Genomic DNA, 22,164 nt, shown 5'->3' with positions numbered 1-22,164 from the left:
TGAAGTCTCATAGGGTACTTCACTATGCGGCAAGAGCAAAGAAAGACACTTTCCATGCACGGAGCAGAAGAGCACGAACGGAGATACAAAGCTCTCCTGGGGGCTTGTACATGCATCAATTCCACCCTCGACCTCACGGCGCTCCTCGAGACAATTACCAGACAGACCATGGAGATCATGGAGGCTGAGGCATCATCGCTTCTGCTCGTCGAGCCCGGCGGGAGGTACCTGACCTTCAGAGTGGCCATAGGGGAAGTGGCATCAATGCTGAAGGATGTCCAGATAAAGACCGGCGAGGGCATCGCCGGGACTGTGGCCCTCTCGGGGAAGCCCCTTCTTATCCATGATGCCAGGAAAGAGCCCCGCTTCTTCGCCGGCGTCGACGAACAGACAGGCTTTACCACAAAAACGCTCCTTTGCGCACCCCTTATGACCAAAAAGAGGATACATGGCGTCATTGAGGTGATAAACAAGAAGGATGAGCAGCTCTTTGATGAGCGTGACATGGATTTCCTTATGGCCATGGCTAACCAGGCTGCCATAGCCATTGAAAACGCCCTCCTCTACCAGCAGATCTCCACTGAGAAAAACCGCGTTGAGAGCATCCTGAAAAGCATGTCAGACGGCGTGGTAGTCGTCAATGAGCAGGGCGACGTCACGATGATGAACCCTTCGGCGAGAACGATCTTCGAGCTGGACAGAGGTGACAGCCGACACCCTTATGCCTCCTACCAGAAGCTCTCCTTTCTCCTCAACGAGGTGAGAGCCCTGAAAAAGAGCGCCCTCTTTGATATCGTGATGATGAAGCCTGAAAACACCATCCTCTCAAACAACGTGACACTGCTGAAGACTCCCGAAGGCGCTGATGAGGGGGCCGTGATGGTGCTTCGCAACATCACGGAGAACAAGGACAAGGAGATAATGCGGTCTGAGTACCTTACGCTCCTCACCTACAAGACCTTTGCACCCCTGGAAAACCTCCTGCTGGAGATCGATACCTTTTCACAGGAGATTGTTGATGCCGAGCTGCCCCTCAGGAGGCTCTATGAGCTTGAGAAGAACGTCAAGGTCATCAAGAGCTTTGTCCAGAAGCTCCATTATTTCTCAGAGCTCGAAGCAGGGCCCCTGCGCCTTGAGAAGAGCAGGTACCGCCTGAACGACCTTATTGAGGAAGCCATATTCCTCTCGAAAGAGGAGTTCGAGGAGATGAAAATCGATGCCGTCGTCGCTGACTCCCAGGGTATGGTCCACGTGGACGGCAACAGGATAATTGAGGCCATAATGCTCATCATCTCCTTCATACACTCCGTCGTTCCCTCGGAGGACATTGCCGTTGAGCTTATCGAGGAAGACGATTTTTATGAGATTCTTATCAGAAACTCACTTCCCGATGATCTGCTGCCGAAGATATCCAATCTCTTTGCAAGCCACAAGCTCATAGAGGAGCTTTGCAGGCTCCATGTGGGCGGGGAAGGCATTCAGCTTCTTGAGTGCGCCTTCGTGAAGCACCTCCTCGATGCCCATGGCGGCACCATCCTTATTGAAAAGAGGGAAGAGAAGGATATCATGGTGATAAACCTGCCCCGCGATAAAGGAGAATAGGGTGACAATGGACGGAGAAATGACAAAGCTCGTGGAGCTCCGGCTCCAGTGCAACCCCTTGAACATACGGGTAGTCAGAGAGCATGTGCACCGGCTGGCAACCGAGCTCGGCTATTCATCAAGAGAGATTTTCCACATTGAGCTTGTCGTTGATGAAGCCTGCGTGAATGCCATAGAGCATGGCTCGTCGGCGACGTGCTCCATGGACTTCATCATAGGGTTTCACAGGACCGAAAAGAACCTCATCATCCTGGTAAAAGATTTTGGCGGGAGAACCTTTAACCCCAACTACTTCGAGAGAATCTGCAAGCAGAAGACCTGGCGCAAGGGGGGAAAGGGTATTCACATCATCAAGGAGCTCATGGACGAGGTGATGTATATTCTGAACCCCGGATCCTTTACGACGCTCTGCATGGTGAAGAGGCTCCCGGGATTCGAAGACCCCAATGCCCCGGAGCCTTCAAGCTGCGAAGCTTGAGGCCCCCGAGCTTCTCCTCTATCATTTTTCTGGCTTTCCTTTCTTTGCAGAGGGTGAGGGCTTTTTCAAAGGAAGCCCTGGCGTCATCTTTCTTCCCGTCAAGGGACTGCATCATGCCCAGGTTATAATGGAAGAGATAATTTGCCGGCTCAAGCTCAAGGGCCTTCGCGCACTCTTGATAGGCTTTATCTTTCTTGCCCAGCGCGTGGTATACCAGGGCCAGCTCCCCGTGATAAAAAGAATCTGAAGGAGCAAGCTCAAGGGCCTTCAGGTAGATCTTCTCAGCCTCCTGATAATTTCCCTGTTCATACCGGATGTACCCCAGGCTTCCATAAGCATAGTCAAACCCGGGATCAAGAGATATGGCCTTCAGGTAGCAAGAGGCCGCATCTTCCAGTTTTCCCTCGCGGTAAAGATCCCTTCCCTTCTGATACTCCTCGAGAGCCTCCTTGTGGGGCGGCCTTGGTGATGCTTCGCTTTTCATTTCCTCTGCTGCAGATATGGGTATCCTGAGAGCACAGATGAAGAGGAGAAGGAATAAAAGCGAATATTTTGTGCTCATTGCTGGTCCTCCTTGGGAAGCCCCCGGAAAAGTCTGAAATATGCGGTTCTACCATTCTCTGCAGCGCCCGCTATTCCCTTTCCATGCACTTCATTCTGCCGTGGCCGCATGACCCATGGAAGAAAGGGCCCATATTCTCCATCCCTGCATAGGAAGAGCCTGTTGCGATGGAGAATATAAGGAGGATTGGCCATGAGCACTCCGTGATGAAGCCGGCCTATGCCATCAAGGGGGGAATGGAATGACAGATAAAATCCTTGGAAAACGCTACAGGGTCCTGAAAAAAATCGGGGAGGGAGAGCTTGGCACTACATTCCATTGTACCGACAGGCTCACCGAAAAGGAAGTGGCGCTCAAGGTCGTCCATACGAGCCGCATTGCAGACCGCGAGGTCTTCTCCAATTTCTACAGCACCTTCCGGGCTTATATGGACCTTGATCACCCCCATATTGTCCATGCGCTTGACTCGGGGCTTGTCGTCAATGAGTTCAGCAGGGATGCCGATCCGAAAGAGCCCGTGCCCTTTCTTGTTTTTGACTACTTCCCCTCTCGGTCCCTCTCGACCCCCTCGAAGAAAAAGCATATCCCCGTGCCCGAAGCCCTCGGCATCTTCACCGAGATAACGGCCATCGTCAATTACCTGCACAAAAGGGGCTTCATCCACAGGGGACTCAAGCCGGAAAACATACTTATCGGCAAGGAGAAGGAGATCAAGGTCCTCCACTTCGGCCTCTTCCCGAGAAAGCCTGAGCCGCCGGGAAGCCAAAAAACGATGGATATTGCCCGGGCCGCCGCGTGGTACACAAGCCCGGAGATAGCCATGGGCCAGAAGGGCGATATGAGGAGCGACCTCTATTCCCTTGGCATCATCCTCTATGAGCTCCTTACCGGGACCGTTCCTTTTAATGCAGACTCTCCCGAGGACATCCTCCTTTCCCACATTAAGTCGCCACCGCCGCCGCCGCGAAAGCACAATGCCGCTGTCGTGAGAAAGCTGGAGGAGCTTGTCCTGCAGCTTCTGGAAAAAAACCCCACCCACCGCTTTTCCTCCTGCCAGGACCTTCTCGATGAACTCGCGCGCCTTGATGTATCCAAGGAATCCCCCGAGGTCGAAGAAAGCACACTGGCTGCGTCTTCAGCGGCACTCCCTCTTACCATCCCTCTTGTAAAAAGGAAAGAGAAGGAGAAGATCATCAGAGAGTTCATCAGGGGCGGCGGAAAACGAGCGATGCTCATCATAAGGGGAGCTCCCGGCACGGGGAAAAAGAGGCTTGTCAACGAGGCCGCCGAATTTGCGCGCCTCCTTGGGATGGAATTCTACAACGAGCGCTGCAATAACCTCACAAGGGCGCCTTTTGATCCTTTCATAAGGTTTGTGCGGAACTTCCTCACTACCAAGAAAAGGACCATAAGGGAGCTAATGGGACAGGACTGGGTTCTCTCTGTGCTCCTTGGAGAAAGGGGCTTCAGGGCCATTGAGTCCGAGGACCCCAACAGGCCTTTCCTGCAGGAGCGGCAGATCCTGGAGAGCTTCCTCTCCTTTTTCAAGAACATCTCGGGAGAGCGGGTCATCCTTCTTCACATTGACGACATCCAATGGGCCGATGCAAGCTCTCTGTCCCTGCTCCACTATCTTGCCGAGCACTTCTCGGGCGAGAAGGTGCTTATCATGACCTCTTTTGCACCCGAGACTCCCGGCCAGGAAGAAGCCCTCCATGAGCTCCTGGCCCACAAGAAGGTAAAGGAACTGGAGATTGTGCCTCTTTCCCAGTCAGAGTGCGAGCAGCTCGTGAGGAACATGACCCATACCGATATCATACCTGCAGAATTCCTCAGCAGGCTTTTCAAGAAAAGCGGGGGGAACGCCCTTTACATAGTCGAGGCCATTAAAAAGCTCATCACTGACGGGCGCATTCAGATAAAGCACAAGTCCCTTTTCGGGAATCCCGATGATCTGGATAAGCTCCCCTCCTCCCTCTTTGATCTGGTGCAGCAGAGGGCCAGAGAGCTTCCCGAGGGCCTGAGGGAACTATATAAGACCGCCTCGACAATAGGAAAGACCTTCTCTCTGAAAATGCTCTGGGAAGCCATGGGCAGAATCCCGGAAAAAACCCTCGAAACCCTGCTTGAGCGGGGGAAAAGGCTCGGCTACCACCTTGAGGAGATGTATCTCTCGAGAACCTCCTATTACTTCTCCCATAACATGGTCCGTGACGCCTTCTATGACCTGATCCCCCTCACCGAGAGGAGGAGCTTCCACACCCGCATCGGCACCCTCATAGAGGAGATGCACTTTGACAACCCCATAGGGCACTTCGAGGAACTCCTTACCCATTTCAGCATCGGGTGCGACGACGACAGGACCATTTATTACACCATCAGGGCTGCCGACAAGTGCGCCCTCATCGGCGCTCACGGGCAGGCCATCAGCTATTATGACAAGGCCCTTGAGCTCATAGGAGGGCGGACTGACAAAATGCAGGAACGGTGGAAATGCTTTCATAACTCAGGCATCATCCACCTGCGGATGCAGAGGGCGGAAAAAGCCCTGGAATGCCAGAAGCAGGCCCTGGCACTGTCAGAGAAGAAGAGGGACCTTGCGGCCATACAGGAATGCCTCTTCCTGATTGCCGATATCCTCATGATGATGAAGGATTATAGAAAGGCCGGAGAGGTTATCTGCGACGCCCTGGCTTATGAGACCATGAAAGACAACATCTGGAGGAGCAAGCTCCTCTCCAGGAGAGGCAAAATCGCCATGATAAGCCATTATGAGGGCAGAACCTTCGAGGATGCTCTGATGGACGTGAAAGAAGGCTTCAGAATCGCCCAGGAGCTCAGGAATATCGACGCCACCATTGAGACAAGCGAAATACTTGCGTCACTCTTCACCGAACAGAACATGGTGGACGAGGGAGAAAAATTTCTCTCCAAGATCCTGAATTTCAGAATAGACAGCAAGACAAGGCTCCGCATCATTGAAAAGCTCGGGAGGCTTTTTATCTTTCCTGGATGCGACTATCCCAAGGCACGGAATTACCTGGAAGACGGCCTTGATTACGCCACGGAATTCGGTGATGCCTCCTACAGCGCCCTCTTTTCCCTCGATATCGGCGTTCTCTGCTGCGAGACGGGGGAGCTTGAAAGAGCCCATTACCACCTGGCGGACGCCCTGGAGTATTTCAGGCACCGCGATGAAATCCCATTGACAGAGTGCCATCTCGGCCTGGGAAAGCTTTATGCCATCAAGGGAGACTTCAAGAAAGCCCTTATCCATATAGAGAAGGCCGATGATGCCCTCTCTCGCTCGCCCTCGAGGGCCCACTCAGCAGAAGCAGAGCTCCTCAAGGGGGATATCGCCCTCAAAAAGGGAAGGATAAAGGACGCCCGCTTCCATTACGAGCAGGCCAGGACCGTCTCAGGGGTGAAAGGCTTCTTCAGGGGATCCTTTTTCTCTGTGGTGGGACTTGCCGAGGTCTGCCTCTGTGAAGATGACCTGGAAGGCGCCCGCGAGAGAATCGTCGAAGCTCTTCACCACAACAAACGGGGGGAAAACAGGCTCGGAGGGGCCCTGCTTCTGATCCTGCAGGCCGTCGGCCACCTGATAGAGAAAAACCCCTCCCTGGCACTCCAGCTCCTTCACAATGCGGAAGAGCAGATGGAAAAACTGGGAAGGCCTTATGACCTCGGGAGGATCGCCCTGGAACAGGCAAGGGCGCTCAGGCAGGAAGGGCAGAAGGAGCAGGCCGCCGCTCTGTTCCAGAAGGCGGCAGAGTTCTTCACCAAGCTTGAGAACAATGCCATGGTGAAAAAGATAGAAAAAGAGAGCGCGAGGCTCCCCTGAAAATCACACTATCTTCCTGGAAGACTTGCTCTCGCTGGCGGCAGCAAGGATTTTCAAATGCCTGGAAATATTGTATATGGCGCAACTGCCGCTCTCACCCACGTGGGTGACTTCTGACTTTTCATAGAGCATACACTGATCCCGCCTGCAGAGATCAGCAAGCAGGGGGCATATCTTTTCTTCTGCCATGCACTTCTCCTTCACCGTGACATGTCCGCCTGTGACATTTTCCCTGCACGGCGGGCCATTTCCTCCTTGCATGGTACCGGGGAGAGAGCAAAGGAAGAAGCCTTCCCGTAGAGAAAGTACTTCCCTTATCAATGGCACGCCATAAAGAGCTTTTCATGAGTCTGGCCTGCGGCGCGCTTCTCCTCGGAGGGAGCGTGCTGTTCTGGCATTCCGGGGCCGGCACCCTTGCAATGGCTCTCTTGCTGGGATCCTACGCGGCGGGATCATTTTATCCCGTCAAAGATGCCCTCAGGCTCGTCAGGAAAAGGCAGATCACCATTGAAGGTCTTATGATTTTTGCAGCATATGGTGCCGCCTCCCTCGGCAGGTGGCAGGAGGGAGCCCTTCTCCTTTTCCTCTTCAGCATGGGCCATGCTCTTGAGCACTATGCCCTTGCAAAGGTAAACGAAGGCTTCACGGCACTCGGGAAGATAACCCCCCGGGAGGCTCTCGTGCGGCGTGAAGGCCTTGAGCAGCTCGTGGCCGTGGAAGATCTCAGGAAAGGCGACTGTGTCATCATAAAGCCCGGCGAGAGGATCCCCTCTGACGGGATTGTCATTGAGGGACGCTCGTCGGTGGACCAGTCTGTCATCACGGGTGAATCGATTCCCTCCGAAAAGACCGTGAATGATCTCGTCTATGCCGGGACCATCAACGGGAGCGGCGCCCTTCAGATAGAGGTCACCAGGCTTTCCAGCGAGAGTATGCTCTCGAGGGTCCTCGTGATGATCAAGGAGGCACAGGCAAGCAAATCTCCTTCCCAGCGCTTTTCAGAGCGGTTCGAAGCATTATTCGCACCAGTGGTGCTCCTCACCGTGCTCCTGCTGCTTTTTCTCCCGCCGATTTGGGGAGAGCCCTTCACCTCCTCTCTCTACCGGGCGCTCGCAGTGCTCGTGGCTGCATCTCCCTGTGCCCTTGCCCTTGCCACCCCTTCAGCCATACTGGCCGGGATCGCAAGGGCAGCCCAGGAGGGAGTGCTCATCAAGGGGGGCATCCCCCTTGAAAACCTCGGAACAGTGCAGGCCGTCGCCTTTGACAAGACTGGCACCATCACCGAAGGGAAGCCCATGCTTACTGCTATTGCCCCGGCAAACGGCTTCAGTGAAAACGAGCTCCTGATTACGGCCGCGTCGTGCGAAAGCGCCTGCAGCCATCCCCTTGCAAGAGCCCTTACCGATGAAGCCGAGAAAAGAAACCTTACCCTCACAAGCCCGTCCGTTACGGAGGTCATCTGCGGCCAGGGGCTTTCTTCCTCCCTGGGGGGAGAGCAGGTCCTTATAGGAAAGCCCTCGTTTTTCTCAGGCGAGGCGCTCCCCGGGAAGCTCGGGGAGACAATCTCACAATGGCAGGAAAACGGCACTACCGCAATCCTGGTAAAACACCATGCTCTGTTCATGGGAGCCCTGGCATTTTCCGACAGACCCCGCCCCCAGGCACGGGAGGCTATCAGGCGCCTTGAAGCACTGGGAATAACTCACACCGTAATGATAACAGGTGACAACAAGCATGTCGCCGAGGAAATCGCCCGGGAGGTAGGGATAGGCGAAATAAGGGCAGATCTCATGCCCGATGAAAAAGTGACAGTAATTGCTGAATACACGGCCCGTCACGGCCATGTGGCAATGGTAGGCGACGGGATCAATGATGCCCCGGCAATGGCCCATGCCACCGTGGGAATCGCCATGGGCAGGGCAGGGACCGACGTGGCGATTGAGACGGCCGACGTGGCCCTGATGGCTGACAACCTTCTCAAGGTCCCCTTTGTGATAGCACTGGGAAGACATGCCAGCGCCGTTATTAAGCAGAACCTTTTCCTGTCAATTGGGGTGATAGGATTTCTCATTACGGCGGTGATTCTGGGATGGCTGGGGAAAAACTGCATGAGTCCGGCGGTGATAATCCATGAGGGGAGCACCCTTCTCGTGGTGCTTAATGCCCTGCGCATCCTGGGGTTCAGAAAGCGCCGCGGCGTTAAAAATTTAGCTCCCTGAGGAATGGGGCGAAAATCTTGACACCCAGATACACCAGAACAGCGGTTAATACTAAGGCAACGACGCAGTTACAGATGATGAAGACAATTCCCCAGTAGTTCCATACCCTCATGGCTTCCCTGTACTCGTCAAAGCTTGCAAATGAGTGGTACCTCCAGGCGAGTTCATTGCCCTTCGCGCCGAGGTAGAGAGAGGCAATCACGCCGGGAAAACAGAGAAACAGCGTCGAGACGAGCACAATGATCCCCCATGCCTGCATGCCGAAGGCAATCTGCCAGATGCCCGTGAAGGCGCAGGCGCCCCAGTTCCATCCCTTGAACCGCTCCAGGTCGGCTGGGTCATTCCCCGAGGGGAGGGAAGGCTCAATACCCGGCTCCCCCGGAACGCCCTGTTCACTGTGCTCTTCCATGAGTCTTCCCCCTTTATTGCAAGATTCTCCGGAGGTGCTCCTTTCCCTCTTGCCTCTCCTCCGTTGGCGGGGATCTTTCCCGCGAGAAGGTGAAACCATGACCCTCATGGTATATATACTGAATGAAGCTCCGACCCTTCCTTCAGGTCCTCGCACTGATTCTTGTGCTGACCCTTGTATATTTTGTGGTCATGAGGATCCTTTATGCCCGGAATATCATTGAGGCCCAGAGGCTTGAAAGCCAGGGAAGCTACATAGAGGCCGTAAAGCTCTACCAGGAGGCTCTCGCCAGGGATCCCGGAAATTTCGAGATATACGAGCGTATCGGAAAAATCTACCTGAGAACGGGCGACACAAAAAAAGCCTGGGATATCTTTGCACGGGGGCTTGCCTTGAAGCCCCGCGACTTTCCCTTCCTGATGCAGGCAGGGGCTATGTCCTTCTCCGAGAAAAACTACAAGGCCGCGGAGCACTATTTTTCCAGGGCCGCATCAATCAGGCCCCAGGACGGCGCCGTTCATTTTTACCTGGCGCGGTCGCTCCACGAGCAGCACAAGTACCGTGAAGCAGAGAAAGAATACCAGGCTGCACTCCATGCAGGCTTTGACAGGAAGAGAGCGGCCTATCACCTTGCCGTGCTCTCCGAGCACGCCTTCAGGGAATATGACAAGGCCCTCGAGCAGTACCGCATCTACCTTGCCTCAGGCGGGGAAGGCAATGAGATGGCTTTAAAAAAGGTTCAGACCCTTGAGCTCTGGGTGAAGGGGCAGAAACTTGAAGACGAGGGAAAGTTTGACCTTGCCGTCAAGGAATACGAGAGCGCCCTGGAGCGGGATCCCAGGAGCCTCGAGGTCCTCACGAGGCTCGGAAGGGCCTACAGGAAAAACAACAAGTTCCCCGAGGCCGAAAAGACCTATATCAGGGCCCTTTCACTCTATAATAACAACTACTACCTCCTCAACAACCTCGGAAGCGTATATTTCACCATTGACAGGCTCAATGATGCTGAATCATGCTGGCGCGACGCCATCGCGGCAAAACCGGGCGCCCCCAACGCCCATTTCAACATGGCTATGCTCCTCGAGAAAAGGAATAAACCGAAGGAAGCCGAACAGGAATACCTCCTCTCCCTGAAATATGGATACGATGAGCAGTCCGTCTGCCTTGCCCTGGCGCCGCTCTACGAAGGCCCTCTCAACGACAGGGAGAAGGCCTTGGAGTGCTACCGGAAGTGCCTGAGCATCAGAGGACCCGGTAATGATGAGATCAAGAAGAGGATAGAGAAGCTCACCGCTCCCGGCCGCGAGAAAAAGGCTCAGTAGCGGTAACTCCTGACAAGCCCCTCAACAAGAAGCTCCCACCCGTCAATCATGATGAAGGTGAGCATTTTCATGGGAAGGGAGATACCCATGGGAGAGAGCATGAACATCCCCATGGACATGAGCACCGAGGCCGTAATCATATCAATGCAGAGAAAGGGCAGGTAAATGATGAAGCCCACATAAAAGGCCGTCTTCATCTCGCTTATGATGAAGGCCGCCACAAGCACGAAGAAAGGGGGATTGTTGTAGAGCTTGACGGGATCCTTCGGTTTCGAGAGCATCACGAAAAGCTTGAGATCCTTCTGCCTCGTGTTGAGCTTCATGAAATCCATGACAGGCTTCGTGGCCTTGCCGACAAACTCGTCATATTGAATCTGCTTGTTTTTATAAGGGGTAAGGGCTTCCCTGTCGATACGTTGAAAGACAGGGGCCATGATAAAGATGGTGAGCATCATGGCAAAGCCTATCCAGATCTGCTGTGAGGGGGCATGGGTGGTTCCCAGCGAGGTCTTCAGGAAGGAAAATATGATGGTGATCCTTATGAATGACGTGCAGCACACGACGAAATAGGGAATGAGCTGGAGAATCGTGAGGTACATGATGAGCTGCAGGCTTGAGGCGAGGGGATCCTTAGGTCTTTCAAAGTCAAAATCCACCTTGGGAAGGGTAAGCCCCCTGGTAAAGTCCGATGCCGGAGCGGCCAGGACTTGAGGAGGGAGAAAGGCACAGAGCACTACAATTCCTGTGAGCGCCATGGCCAGAACAGTTCTTGAAATAAAAAGAAAAGAGCGAGGATTTCTTTGTGGAAGGCCCATAGAAAGTGCATACCCCTTCTTCACGGGAGGTAGTGCCGAGCACTTGGTCCTCTTTCTATGATAATGAAATTTCAGCAAAAAGTCAATGAGGCGCCTCCCGCTTCGCCGCCCCCCCTCCCCGGGGCTTTTTGCCCGAGAACTTGCGCAGTTCAGGCTCCACGAACTTTTCGTAACAGCCAGGGCAGATGCTGTGGGAGAATTCTGAGCCGGTGTGGTCGGCTATATAGGATTCCACGTTGTGCCAGTAATCCTTGTCATCGCGTATCTTCTTGCAGTATGAGCAGATGGGGAGAATGCTCTGGAGGGTTCTCACATGGGCCAGGGCGGCCTGAAGCTCGGTGACCTGGTGGACCAGGGCAGCCTGGAGCTCCACGACCCTCTGGCCTACCTTGAGGCGTGCCTTGAGCTCCTCACGGTCAAAGGGCTTGGTGATGTAATCATTGGCCCCTGCATCAAGCCCCATGACAATGTCCTCCTTCCGGCCCCTCGTGGTGAGAAGGACGATATAGACGGGTGTGGGTGTCTCGTGATCCCTCAGTCTCCGGCATATCTCCACGCCGTCCATGCCCGGCATCATCCAGTCAAGCACGGCAAGCCTTGGCGGATCGTCAACACTGAGATGCCCCCAGGCTTCATCGCCATCGACAGTGGATATCACCTCGTAATCCCACCTGGAAAGCATTGCCTCGAGCATTCTCCTCGAGGTAAAATCATCTTCCGCAATAAGCACTTTCATAGTGAATCCTTTCGTTCTCCCTCTCTCATGGCAGAGGGTTTTTCTCCAGGTAATCCTTTAATACCTCTTCCAGGGCATGATATTCATCGACAAGCTTCTGGTAAAGGGAAGACGCCTTCGCAAGGTCGGAAGACGAGCCGGCCTTTTCTATCTGAAAGCCTACTTCCCTGAGGCGGTGGGCACCCATATTTGACGACGCTCCCTTGAGAATATGGCCCAAACGCCCAATCTCCTTGAATTTCTGATCATGTATGGCTCCCTCGAGGTTCTTAATCTGGTTCGGGACATCTTCAAGAAATATCTCCAGCACTTCCCTGAGGAGGGTTCTGTCATTATCAATGCGCTTCATCACCTCGGCGACATCGAAGAGATCGTGCGGGTGCCCGGCATTCTCTTCAAGGGGAATCCTGAGATCCCCGAAGGCACTCCTGAGATGCTGCAGAAGCATCTCATGGAGTTCGCCGGACTGTATCGGCTTAGAGATGTAGTCATCCATCCCGCTCGCCAGGCACCGCTCCCTGTCGCCTTTCATTGCGCAGGCAGTCATTGCGATAATGGGAATATGGCCCCCCCGCTCCTTTTCCCTCTCCCTGATCCTTGCCGTCGCTTCCAGGCCGTCAAGCTCGGGCATCTGAACGTCCATGATGATGATATCATAGGCCACTGTCTCCAGCGCCTCCAGGGCCTCCCTTCCATTGGCCACTGCGTCAACATGGTAGCCGAACTTTTCCAGGATCCGCAGGGCCACTTTCTGGTTGGTGATATTGTCTTCGGCCAGCAGGACCCTGATGTGCCGGTGATCAGGCTTGAGAGGTGCGAGCGTCTCGGCACAGGCAGGCGCGGGCTCCTCATGACCCGCCTTCCTGTCCTTGATTTTCATGATGGTCTCGTAAAGGAGTGAGTACCTTATGGGCTTGGCAAGCTGCGCGTCAAAGCCATGGCGCTTGAGCGTGCTTTCTCTTTCAAGGTTCCCTCTGGAAGAGCAGAGAATCAGGGTCATCCCTGAAAGCATGGCATCTTCCCTGATCCTGGCCGCCATCATGAATCCATCGATTCCGGGCATCTCAAGATCAATAAGAGCCATGGCAAAAGGCTCTCCCTTCATGGCCCGGGCCCGGAGCTTTTCCAGGCCCTCCTCGGCGCCTGAAGCATCGTCATACCTGCACCCTGAGAGGCGCAGCAGCTCTCTCATGACAAGCCTGTTGGTGCTGTTGTCATCCACAACCAGGATCTGCAATTCCTCCAGATCGGTGGGGGAAAACCAGCACTCCCGCTGCTCTTTTGCCTGTTTTTCAAAAATGGCGGTAAACCAGAACCTGGAGCCTTCACCTTCCTTGCTTTTCACTCCGATCTGCCCGCCCATGAGCTCAACAAGCCGCTTGGAAATTGCAAGGCCCAGGCCCGTCCCCCCGTAATGCCTCGTCGTGGAGGCATCCATCTGGGTGAAGGGGGAAAATAGCTTTCCCTGAGCCGAGGCCGAGATTCCAATACCGGTGTCTTTGAGGGTAAACCTCACGGTCACGTGGGTGGAAGTCTCCTTATCAAGGCTCACTTTGAGGAACGCCTCGCCCTTCTCGGTGAACTTGATGGCATTGGCTATCAGATTGACAAGAATCTGCCTGAGCCTTCCTGGATCGCCCCTGAGGGAGCGGGGTACGTCGTGGTCCATAAGGAAGTTCAGCTCCAGGTGCTTCTGGTGAGCCTTCATCGAGAGCGAATCGACGGTGTCCTCCACGGTGCGGTGGAGGTCAAAATCCATGCTCTCGAAATCCAGTTTTCCCGCTTCAATCTTTGAATAGTCCAGAATATCATTGATAATGGCGAGAAGGGTCTCGGAAGAGACTTTCACAATATGCATATACTCGCGCTGCTCCTGGGAGAGCCTCATGTCCAGCAGAAGCCCTGTGAGGCCTATGATTGCGTTGAGGGGAGTCCTTATCTCATGGCTCATCGTGGCGAGAAACTGGCTTTTTGCCACGTTTGCCGCCTCTGCGGCATCCCTGGCCTTCACGAGGGCTTCCTCTGCCCTTTTCCTGTCGGTGATATCCAGGATGACCCCTACGATCCCCGCAGGCTCATGGTGAATGTCAAAGTACACTGCCTTATGGAAAACCACGTCTCTCACGGCACCCTGGGCAGTCTTCACCTTTGCCTCATAGACCTGGCCATGCTCAGGCCCCCTGATGAGCTCACTGTCCATTTTATGATAAAGGGCGGCAAGATCAGGAGGTGCTACTTCCTGGGTGGTCTTTCCCACTATCTCGCTCCCCGCACGGCCCAGGAAAAGCTCAAAAGCCCTGTTGCAGCCGCGGTATACTCCCTCCCGGTCCTTGTAAAAGACAGGGCTGGGGATGGCATCCATTACTTCCTGGACTAAATGGAGCTGCTCCTTGAGGTGCAGCTCCGTGGCGGGCCTTGCCTGCCCTGTGGCGGGAGCCGCAGTACCGACGGCAAGGAAATGGCGGGCCGGAGAAGGGAGGGCCGAAAGCTTCCAGGTGATGTGGAGGGGCGAGGCGTCAGAGGCTTCACTGACCGTGGTGAATGATACCTCTCTTTCGGGCGATGAGAGTGTGCCGAGACAGCTCTCAAAGGCTTCCCGGCCTCCCGGGAAAGACACCATTGCGGCAAAGTTTCTCCCCTTCAGCTTGTCCCTGGCCAGGACCAGTGCTCTCCCCAGAGCGATGTTGCAGTCAACAATGCTTCCCATGGGGCCGATAATGACTACGAGCTCGTCAAGCTTGTCAAGGATAAAGGGAGAAAGAGCATATTCCATAGAGGGGTTACTGCTCCAAGCGCTCCTTCAGGTAGGGGACAAGGCTTTCAAGAGCAATCCTCTCCTGCTTCATGGAGTCCCTGTCGCGGATCGTGACGGCCTTGTCTTCCAGGGTCTGGAAATCCACGGTGACGGCATAGAGGGTCCCTATCTCATCCTGGCGGCGGTAGCGCTTCCCTATGCTTCCGCGGTCATCATACTCGCAGAAGAAATTCCTTCTCACATCGTGATAGACTTTCTGGGAGACTTCCTGGAGATCGGGCTTTTTCGAAAGAGGGAGCACCGCCACCTTCACGGGGGCGATTGCCTTCGAGAAACGCATTACCACGCGCTTTTCCATCGCACCCTTCTCGGTGGGTGCCTCGTCCTCGTCATAGGCATCGACAAGAAAGGCGAGGGTGCCCCTGTCGGCGCCGGCAGAAGGCTCTATGACATAGGGAATGAAATGCTCGTTTTTCTCTTCGTCAAAGTAGGAGAGGTTCTCCCCGGAAAACTCGGAGTGCTGCTTGAGATCATAGTCGGTCCTGTTGGCAATTCCCTCAAGCTCCGACCACCCCCAGGTGAACTGGTACTCCACGTCCTGGCATCCCTTTGCATAATGGGCAAGCTCGTCCTTCCCATGGGGGCGGAGCCTCAGGTTCTCCTTCCTGATGCCGTACCTGAGATACCACTGGTAGCGCTCCTCCACCCAGTAGTCAAACCACCGTTCCGACTCAGAGGGATGGCAGAAAAACTCTATCTCCATCTGCTCAAACTCCCTGGTCCTGAAGGTAAATTTCCCCGGTGTGATCTCGTTCCTGAAGGCCTTGCCGACCTGGGCGATGCCGAAGGGCAGCTTCTTCCTGGTGACGGTGGCCACGTTCTTGAAATTCACAAAAATCCCCTGGGCGGTCTCAGGCCTCATGTAGACCACTGCCGAGTCCTCTTCGACAGGCCCCATGAAGGTCTTGAACATCAGGTTGAACTGGCGGGACTCGGTAAATTCTCCGCCGCACTCGGGGCACTTGTCACTCCCGATGTCATCAGCGCGGAAACGCTTCTTGCAGCCCTTGCAGTCCACAAGGGGATCCTGGAAAGAGTCCACATGGCCTGAAGCCTTCCACACCATGGGATGCATCAGTATTGAGGCGTCCAGGCCTGCCATATCAGTTCTCAGCTGCACGTTGTCCCTCCACCAGGCAGCTTTCACGTTGTTCTTGAGAAGAACCCCTATGGGCCCATAGTCCCAGGTGCTTCCAAGGCCTCCGTAGATTTCGGAGCTGGGAAATATGAATCCCCTCCTTTTGCACAGCGAAACAATCTTCTCCATTTTTTCCGTGACTTCTGCTACTTTTTCCATGGCAACCTCTCACATGACACAGACTTTTCTTTGAGTCTTCCAGCGATCCTCTTTTTTCTTGCGCTTCATGAGGGCCGGGTTCCTGTATATCTCCATGGACACCTTGGTGCCCTGGCCTTTCCTGCTCACAATCTGGAGATCATCGACAAGGTTTTTCATCAGGAAGAGCCCCCTTCCTCCCTCCACATAGGGCGAAGGAAGGCTTCCGCCGGCTTCATCGGCATCGAAGCCTTCGCCGTAATCTTCAATTTCAATGAGGAGATTGGTGCCTCTTACGCGGTACCTTATATCAACGCCTTTTGGGGAGCTTCCATGCTCGATGGCGTTGTCGCATGCCTCTCCCACGGCAGACTTGATATCCTGTATCCTCTCGGGCGAGAATCGCATGCGCCTTGATATGAGCTCCGCCTGGGCCCTGGCCGTGATGACAAACTCGCTCAGGCATGGAATCTTGAGATCGATGCCCCTTGTCGTGTCGGCCAGCGTCTCAAAGGTCTGGATCTCCTCCTCGAGGCGGCGCTGTACTTCCTTGGCATGGCTCACATCCCTCATGATGAGGATGATCTCCCGGATCTCCCCTGAGGCGTCGCGGACACAGGAGGCCGATGTGCCTACCCACCGCTTTTTCCAGCGGTTAATCTCGAGAAGCCCTTCGCAGTAAGCGCTGTTTTCGCCCTTCCTGAAGGCATCGAGGACCTCGCAGCCCGACTGGCAGCGGCGCACCTTCTGCCTCTCCTTCCATTTGAGGACCTCGCAGCACTTTTTCCCGTAGACCTCGTCAAGGGTGATGCCCAGGAACTTCTCCATCGCGGGGTTGATGATGGTGATCCTCTGATCCTTGTCAAAGGAGAATATGCAGTCAGCCGTCTCTTTGAAGACACGCTCGAAGATCCTCGTTTCCTCACGCTGGGGCCTCACCAGCACGGAGTTATATATGGTGGAATAAAGGGTGAAAAGTTTCCTGAGGGTGCTTTCCAGGTCCAGCTTCAGGCGGGCCCTGATGTGGGGATTATGGTAATAACGCTTCTCCAGGAGGGGGGTGCAGAGCTCCCAGAGAAGGGAGAAGCTTTTCTGCGTCTCCTCAATGTCAAAACCGAGCCTGGCCCACTGCTCTGCCGTGGAGAGGAAAAATTTCTCTATACGCTGGTGGCTTCCCGTTTCAAGAAGCTCAAGGTAGCCTCCAAGCAGGGAGTCACAGTAATAATACAGGGTATCAAAATCAGAGGCCGTGCCCTTTTCCCGGGAAAACCGGTGAAAAGACTTGAGGAGCCTGTAAAGAATGATGCTCTGATTTTCCCTGAGAAGCTTGTAAAGCCGCCTGGACATATTCAGAGTCCCTCCTGGCTTCAATGCATCAGCACATTGGAATAAGGACTCCCCACCCTTTGAGCACCTTGAGAAACTATGGCTTCAGATCGCCCTTACCTGGGCGTCGAAATAGACTCTCACCACCCGCGGGCTCAGGATCAGTGATTTAAGGGCCATGCAGGGGAGCTCGGCGGAAAAGGCATTGATAATATAGAGGTCATCCTTGATTTTTCCGCCAAGGGTTTTCATGATCTTTCTGTCGTCTTCCTTGAGTCCGTCCTGGGTCTGCACAATCACCTGCACCGGCTCGGCACAGTCATCCTTGAGCTTCCTGTAAAGATCAGGATCGAGCTTTTCCTTCATCAGAGCGTCTTCATCCATTGACTGCAGAGCCTTTCGTGAGTGCTTCTGAGGAAAGAAAAAGTTCCTCAGGGTGTAATTATAGCACTGCCTTGAGGAACTGTAAAGGGGTTGCTCCCTTGCACTTTGTTAATTATTTGATAATTTTCCTTATTTTTTCTTCCCTTCAATCTTTGCAAGCTTTCTTTTCTGCTTGCTCTTGGTCTTGAGGCGCCTGAGCTTGCCCCGGGCCTCCTCATCGGAGACCTCGTCGCCACCTTCCACTGAGGCCGGCTCCTGGGACACCTGCTTCTGAGGGGCGCTCTCCTTTATCCTTGCGGATTTCTCCGCTGATGCCGCCGCCAGGGCCGCCCGGCGGGTCGCAACGCGCTCCTGCTCCTTCTTTTTCACCCATTCGTCAATAAGAACCACGATTGGGCTCGCAATGAATATCGACGAGTAGGCGCCAAGGGTGCAGCCGATGAGAAGGGCGAAGGCGAAATTCTGCAGGGTTTTCCCGCCGAAGAAATAGAGGGCGAAGAGGGTGATGAGCACGGTGAGAAGAGTGTTCACCGAGCGGGTCATGGTCTGGTTGACCGAGATGTTTACCGCCTCCTCGTAGGTCTCTTTTTTGAAGATCTTGAGGTTCTCGCGGATCCTGTCGAAGATGACGATGGAGTCCATCACCGAGTAACCGATCACGGTAAGGAGGGCCGCCAGGAAGGGGGAGTCCAGCTCGCGGCCCGCAATGGAGTATATGCCTGTCATGATCACGAGGTCGTGAAAGAGCGCGATATCGGCGGCAAATCCGAAGCGCGACTGGTTGCCGAACCGGAGGGTGATATAGACAAGCTGGATGAGCAGGGCGACCAGGATGGCAAGCAGCGCCTTCTGAGTGAGCTCCTGGCCTATTGAGGGGCCGATGCTCTCCACCTTGAACTTGTATACATCACCGTAAAGCCTGGCGATATAGGAGACCAGCACCAGCACGTCATCGGCTGACAGGTTCGAGTTATCTTCCTTGGTAATCCTTATAATGGCAGCCTTGTAATCCTTTATCCTGGCAGGCGCCGCCACAAGCTCAAGCTCCTTCACCTCGACAACCTCGAGATTCTTGTGGTAAAAGGAAATAATGGTCTGGATGCTTTCCCTGGTATACCCTGAAGGCTTGGGAGCTTCATCCATATCGGGTGCCGGCAAGGCTTCGGGTGCCTGCGCACCCGGCAATGTCGAGGGCTTCTTTATTTCGGGAAGGCCTATTCTCACCTTGACCTCGGCGCCTTCCGGCAAAGCGCTGTCAAGAAGCTGCGCCTTGCCGTAACGGTCAACAAAAGGCGCGGCAATGCCGTTGAGCTCGGAAGCGGTAATGGTGCCTCCATCGGTTTTCTTGAGGATCACCTCGACCTCTTTGAGCTTTTCGGGATACTCGACAGTCTTGAGCTTGCCTTCCATCTGCACGACAGGGTGCTTGAGCTTATGCACCGGGTTTTCTATCGTGCTGTTGTATTCCTCCACTGCCTTGGTGATATTTTCGGAGGTGATGTCCTGCTTGGCGAAGCCGAGCTCAACGATGGTACCGCCAGTGAACTCAAGGGAGTAGTTCAGCTTCCCTCCCCCGATGTGCAAAGCATTGATTGCAAGCGACAGGACCGATATCACGACAAGAATGCCTGAACCTATGAAGAAATACTTGCGCTTCCCAATGACGTCGAAGGGCTTCTTCCTGAAGCTCTTGGCATATTCCGCCGCCATGATGAGCACTATGACGGCAATAGCCATGCCGACATAGTCTGTCGGCTTTATATGCTTGATAAACTCGGAAAAGTAGGACAAGTGACTCCCTCCTTAAGCTCCGTAAAGTTTCTTGTTCTTGACAAGGTCATTGAGGAAAGTAAAGTCAACAAAGACTCTGGTGAAGAACACTGCGGTGAAGAGGCTCCAGAGGGTTCCCAGCATGAGAGTGAGACCGAATCCCTTGATGGAGCTCGCCCCGAAGAAATAGAGAATCATTGCGCCGATAAAGGTCGTCACGTGGCCATCGAGGATCGAGGTGAAGGCCCTCTTGAAACCGGTGTCAACGGCATTGCTGATGCTCTTGTCAGCCCAGAGCTCCTCCTTGAGCCTCTCGAATATCAGCACATTGGCATCAACGGCCATGCCTATCGAGAGTATGATGCCGGCTATGCCGGGGAGGGTCAGGACAAACTTCCAGATCACCATGGTGGCCAGAAGCATGAGAGTGTACACCACGAGGGCCACGTCGGCAAGGACACCCGGCACGCGGTAATAGGCTATCATGAAAATTATCACAAAACTGAGGCCGATGAAGCCCGCAATGAGGCTCGCGTTGAGCGATTCCTTGCCGAGCATGGGGTCAACGGTCATGCTTTCCAGGATCTTCACGTCCACAGGCAGGGCGCCGGCGTTGAGGAGCACCTTGAGGCGCTCGCATGACTCAGTGTCCATGCCGCCGCCGCTTATTCTTCCGGTGCCGCCGGTGATGGCCTCCTCGACGATGGGAGCGTCGGTGAGCTTGCCGTCAAAGAAGATGCCGAGAGGTTGCCCTTTGTTCCTCTGCGTGACCTCGGCAAACTTCTTGGCCCCCTCATTGTTGAATTCAAAGGCAACATAGGGCTTCCCCGAGATGTTCTCGAAGTTCACCGTGGCGCCGTTGCGTTTCAGATAACTGCCCGTAAGCACGGTGCGCCACATCTGCTTTTTCGTGGTGAAATCAATATACTGCTCCTTGAATTCCAGGACCCCGGTCTGCTTGATGAGGTCCTCGGCCTTCTTCACATCGGTCTCTTCGGGGATCTCGATGATTATCCTGTCCTTGCCTTCGCGCTGGATCAGGATCTCCTGGGTGCCCTCGGGATTGAGGCGCTTTTCAAAGATCTCCATTGACACCTTCATGATACTGTCGTCTATCTCGGTCCTCTTCCCGGTCACCGGGTCCTCGCGGGGCAGGAGCTGCAGCGCGATGTGAGTTCCCGAGCGCAGGTCTAGGCCAAGCTTTATGTTAAAGGCATGGGCTTTCGGGTTGTAGATCAGGAGGGCTGCTCCCACTGTGGCCAGCAGTATCAGGAAGAGGTAGATGAGATTCTTGGTCTTCAGGCCACCCATACTATGCTCCTTTCTCGCCTCGCCACGCGTTTTCCGCGCTCACGATCGGCATTGTGGCTATAATATCCGTGTTCCGGCATAAATATGAAAAAACTTATCATTATTCGCTCACCGGAAAATAATTCCTTCTGAAAAGGGGGAAGATTTTCTACCTGTCACGGCAAGTCGCTCTCCCCCCCGCCGAGGTACCTTTCCAGGAAGTCCCTCCGGAAGCGGGAGAAGGTGCCCTCTTCAACGGCATGGCGGATCAGGTCCATAAGGCGGCGGAGGAAATAGAGATTGTGCATGGTGGCGAGCTGAGGTCCCAGCATCTCATCGACCATGAAGAGGTGCCGCAGGTAGGCGCGGCTGAATTTCTGGCAGGTATAGCAGCGGCACTGGGGGTCCACAGGCTGTCCGTCATTTCGGTAACGGGCATTTTTGATCACCACTTTACCCAGGGAAGTCAGAAAAGTGCCTGTCCTGCCCATCCGCGTCGGAAGCACGCAGTCAAACATGTCAATACCCCTCGCCACGCCTTCGATTATGTCCTCAGGTGCACCGACGCCCATAAGGTAACGGGGCTTCTCTTCCGGGAGATGGGGTGTCGTCTCTTCAAGCACATGGTACATCAGCTCCTTTGACTCCCCCACGCTGAGGCCTCCCACGGAAAAACCGGAAAAATCCGAGGCGGTGAGCACTTCGGCACTTTCCTTCCTGAGGGCCGGGAACATCCCTCCCTGGACAATGCCAAAGAGAAGCTGCCCCTGGCTTTTGGTCCTGAGGCTTCTGGCGGCCCAGTCATGGGTGCGCCGGAGCGACTCCCTTATATACTGCTCCGGGGCATCGTGAGGCACGCACTCATCAAGGGGCATGATGATATCGGCACCGAGATCTTCCTGGATTTTCATGACAAGCTCGGGCGAGAAAAAGTGCTCCGAGCCGTCGATATGGGAGCGGAAGGTAACCCCTTCATCGCTGAGGGTAATCCTGTCCCTCAGGCTGAAGACCTGGAACCCCCCGCTGTCGGTAAGAATCCCCCTGCTCCACGCCATGAAGCGGTGAAGGCCGCCCACTCCCTTTATCACCTCGGAGCCGGGCCTCAGGTAGAGATGATAGGTGTTGCAGAGAATCAGGGGAAAATCTATTGCCATCAGATCGGCAGGTGTGAGGCCCTTCACTGTTGCCTGGGTTCCCACGGGCATGAAGACCGGGGTCCTCGCCTGGAACCTGGAAGTCACCATGATGCCGGTGCGGGCCAGGGACTCCCTGTCCCTCCTGAGCACTGAAAAAAACAGATCGCCCATTGATGTCCT

17 protein-coding genes are annotated in these 22,164 nt (G+C 54.6%); 5 read left to right on the top strand and 12 right to left on the bottom strand.

Going from position 1 to position 22,164, the window contains the following annotated elements:
- The first annotated feature begins 54 nt into the window (after positions 1-54).
- Together RDV48_03330 and RDV48_03325 are read left to right on the top strand one after the other, a co-directional pair.
- Positions 55-1,602, top strand: a complete 1,548-nt coding sequence (locus tag RDV48_03330) for a GAF domain-containing protein (GenBank protein MDQ7821808.1) — start codon at positions 55-57, stop codon at positions 1,600-1,602.
- Between the two features lie 7 nt (positions 1,603-1,609).
- Positions 1,610-2,080 carry an ATP-binding protein gene (locus tag RDV48_03325; GenBank protein ID MDQ7821807.1) on the top strand — a complete coding sequence of 157 codons (471 nt, stop codon included), beginning with the start codon at positions 1,610-1,612 and terminating at the stop codon, positions 2,078-2,080.
- Here RDV48_03325 and RDV48_03320 read toward each other — a convergent pair.
- Entirely contained in the window at positions 2,001-2,642 is a 642-nt protein-coding gene (locus RDV48_03320) for a tetratricopeptide repeat protein (protein MDQ7821806.1), read from the bottom strand. The genes RDV48_03325 and RDV48_03320 overlap by 80 nt on opposite strands.
- A gap of 241 nt (positions 2,643-2,883) precedes the next feature.
- Here RDV48_03320 and RDV48_03315 point away from each other — a divergent pair, with 241 nt between their 5' ends.
- The gene (locus RDV48_03315; GenBank protein MDQ7821805.1) at positions 2,884-6,486 is read left to right on the top strand and encodes a protein kinase; all 3,603 of its coding nucleotides are present in this window, start codon (positions 2,884-2,886) and stop codon (positions 6,484-6,486) included.
- A gap of 3 nt (positions 6,487-6,489) precedes the next feature.
- On the opposite strand, the gene RDV48_03310 is transcribed toward RDV48_03315, so the two are convergent.
- Positions 6,490-6,675, bottom strand: coding sequence for a hypothetical protein (locus tag RDV48_03310; GenBank protein ID MDQ7821804.1), 186 nt, complete (start codon positions 6,673-6,675; stop codon positions 6,490-6,492).
- A gap of 155 nt (positions 6,676-6,830) precedes the next feature.
- Between RDV48_03310 and RDV48_03305 the strand changes: the two genes are divergently transcribed.
- Positions 6,831-8,705: a heavy metal translocating P-type ATPase gene (locus RDV48_03305; GenBank protein MDQ7821803.1), complete on the top strand. Its 1,875-nt coding sequence runs from the start codon at positions 6,831-6,833 to the stop codon at positions 8,703-8,705.
- On the opposite strand, the gene RDV48_03300 is transcribed toward RDV48_03305, so the two are convergent.
- Positions 8,686-9,114 carry a hypothetical protein gene (locus RDV48_03300; GenBank protein MDQ7821802.1) on the bottom strand — a complete coding sequence of 143 codons (429 nt, stop codon included), beginning with the start codon at positions 9,112-9,114 and terminating at the stop codon, positions 8,686-8,688. The genes RDV48_03305 and RDV48_03300 overlap by 20 nt on opposite strands.
- A gap of 122 nt (positions 9,115-9,236) precedes the next feature.
- Here RDV48_03300 and RDV48_03295 point away from each other — a divergent pair, with 122 nt between their 5' ends.
- Positions 9,237-10,436, top strand: a complete 1,200-nt coding sequence (locus RDV48_03295) for a tetratricopeptide repeat protein (GenBank protein MDQ7821801.1) — start codon at positions 9,237-9,239, stop codon at positions 10,434-10,436.
- Here RDV48_03295 and fliP read toward each other — a convergent pair.
- The 9 genes from fliP to tgt form a co-directional block, all read right to left on the bottom strand.
- Positions 10,430-11,191, bottom strand: coding sequence for a flagellar type III secretion system pore protein FliP (gene fliP, locus RDV48_03290; protein ID MDQ7821800.1), 762 nt, complete (start codon positions 11,189-11,191; stop codon positions 10,430-10,432). The two genes, RDV48_03295 and fliP, sit on opposite strands and share 7 nt — an antisense overlap.
- A 142-nt stretch (positions 11,192-11,333) precedes the next feature.
- Positions 11,334-11,987, bottom strand: a complete 654-nt coding sequence (locus RDV48_03285) for a response regulator transcription factor (GenBank protein ID MDQ7821799.1) — start codon at positions 11,985-11,987, stop codon at positions 11,334-11,336.
- 25 nt (positions 11,988-12,012) lie between these two features.
- The gene (locus RDV48_03280) at positions 12,013-14,760 is read right to left on the bottom strand and encodes a response regulator (protein ID MDQ7821798.1); all 2,748 of its coding nucleotides are present in this window, start codon (positions 14,758-14,760) and stop codon (positions 12,013-12,015) included.
- 7 nt (positions 14,761-14,767) lie between these two features.
- Complete coding sequence (locus RDV48_03275) at positions 14,768-16,099, bottom strand: glycine--tRNA ligase (protein MDQ7821797.1); 1,332 nt, start codon at positions 16,097-16,099, stop codon at positions 14,768-14,770.
- A 9-nt stretch (positions 16,100-16,108) separates the two neighbouring features.
- A complete protein-coding gene (locus RDV48_03270) occupies positions 16,109-17,425 on the bottom strand; it encodes an ATP-binding protein (GenBank protein MDQ7821796.1) in 1,317 nt (438 codons plus the stop codon).
- 84 nt (positions 17,426-17,509) lie between these two features.
- Positions 17,510-17,788, bottom strand: a complete 279-nt coding sequence (locus tag RDV48_03265) for a hypothetical protein (GenBank protein MDQ7821795.1) — start codon at positions 17,786-17,788, stop codon at positions 17,510-17,512.
- Positions 17,789-17,917: 129 nt separating this feature from the next.
- Positions 17,918-19,579, bottom strand: a complete 1,662-nt coding sequence (secF, locus tag RDV48_03260) for a protein translocase subunit SecF (protein MDQ7821794.1) — start codon at positions 19,577-19,579, stop codon at positions 17,918-17,920.
- A gap of 12 nt (positions 19,580-19,591) precedes the next feature.
- The gene (gene secD / locus RDV48_03255) at positions 19,592-20,869 is read right to left on the bottom strand and encodes a protein translocase subunit SecD (protein ID MDQ7821793.1); all 1,278 of its coding nucleotides are present in this window, start codon (positions 20,867-20,869) and stop codon (positions 19,592-19,594) included.
- A gap of 155 nt (positions 20,870-21,024) precedes the next feature.
- Positions 21,025-22,155 (bottom strand): tRNA guanosine(34) transglycosylase Tgt, encoded by a 1,131-nt coding sequence (gene tgt, locus RDV48_03250; GenBank protein ID MDQ7821792.1) that lies wholly within the window; start codon positions 22,153-22,155, stop codon positions 21,025-21,027.
- Positions 22,156-22,164: the final 9 nt, after the last annotated feature.

It is taken from the genome of Candidatus Eremiobacterota bacterium (genome assembly GCA_031082125.1).
Lineage (GTDB): Bacteria > Vulcanimicrobiota > CADAWZ01 > CADAWZ01 > Ess09-12 > Ess09-12.
Note: the sequence above shows the minus strand (reverse complement) of the source record. Positions and strands in the feature narration are given on the sequence as shown.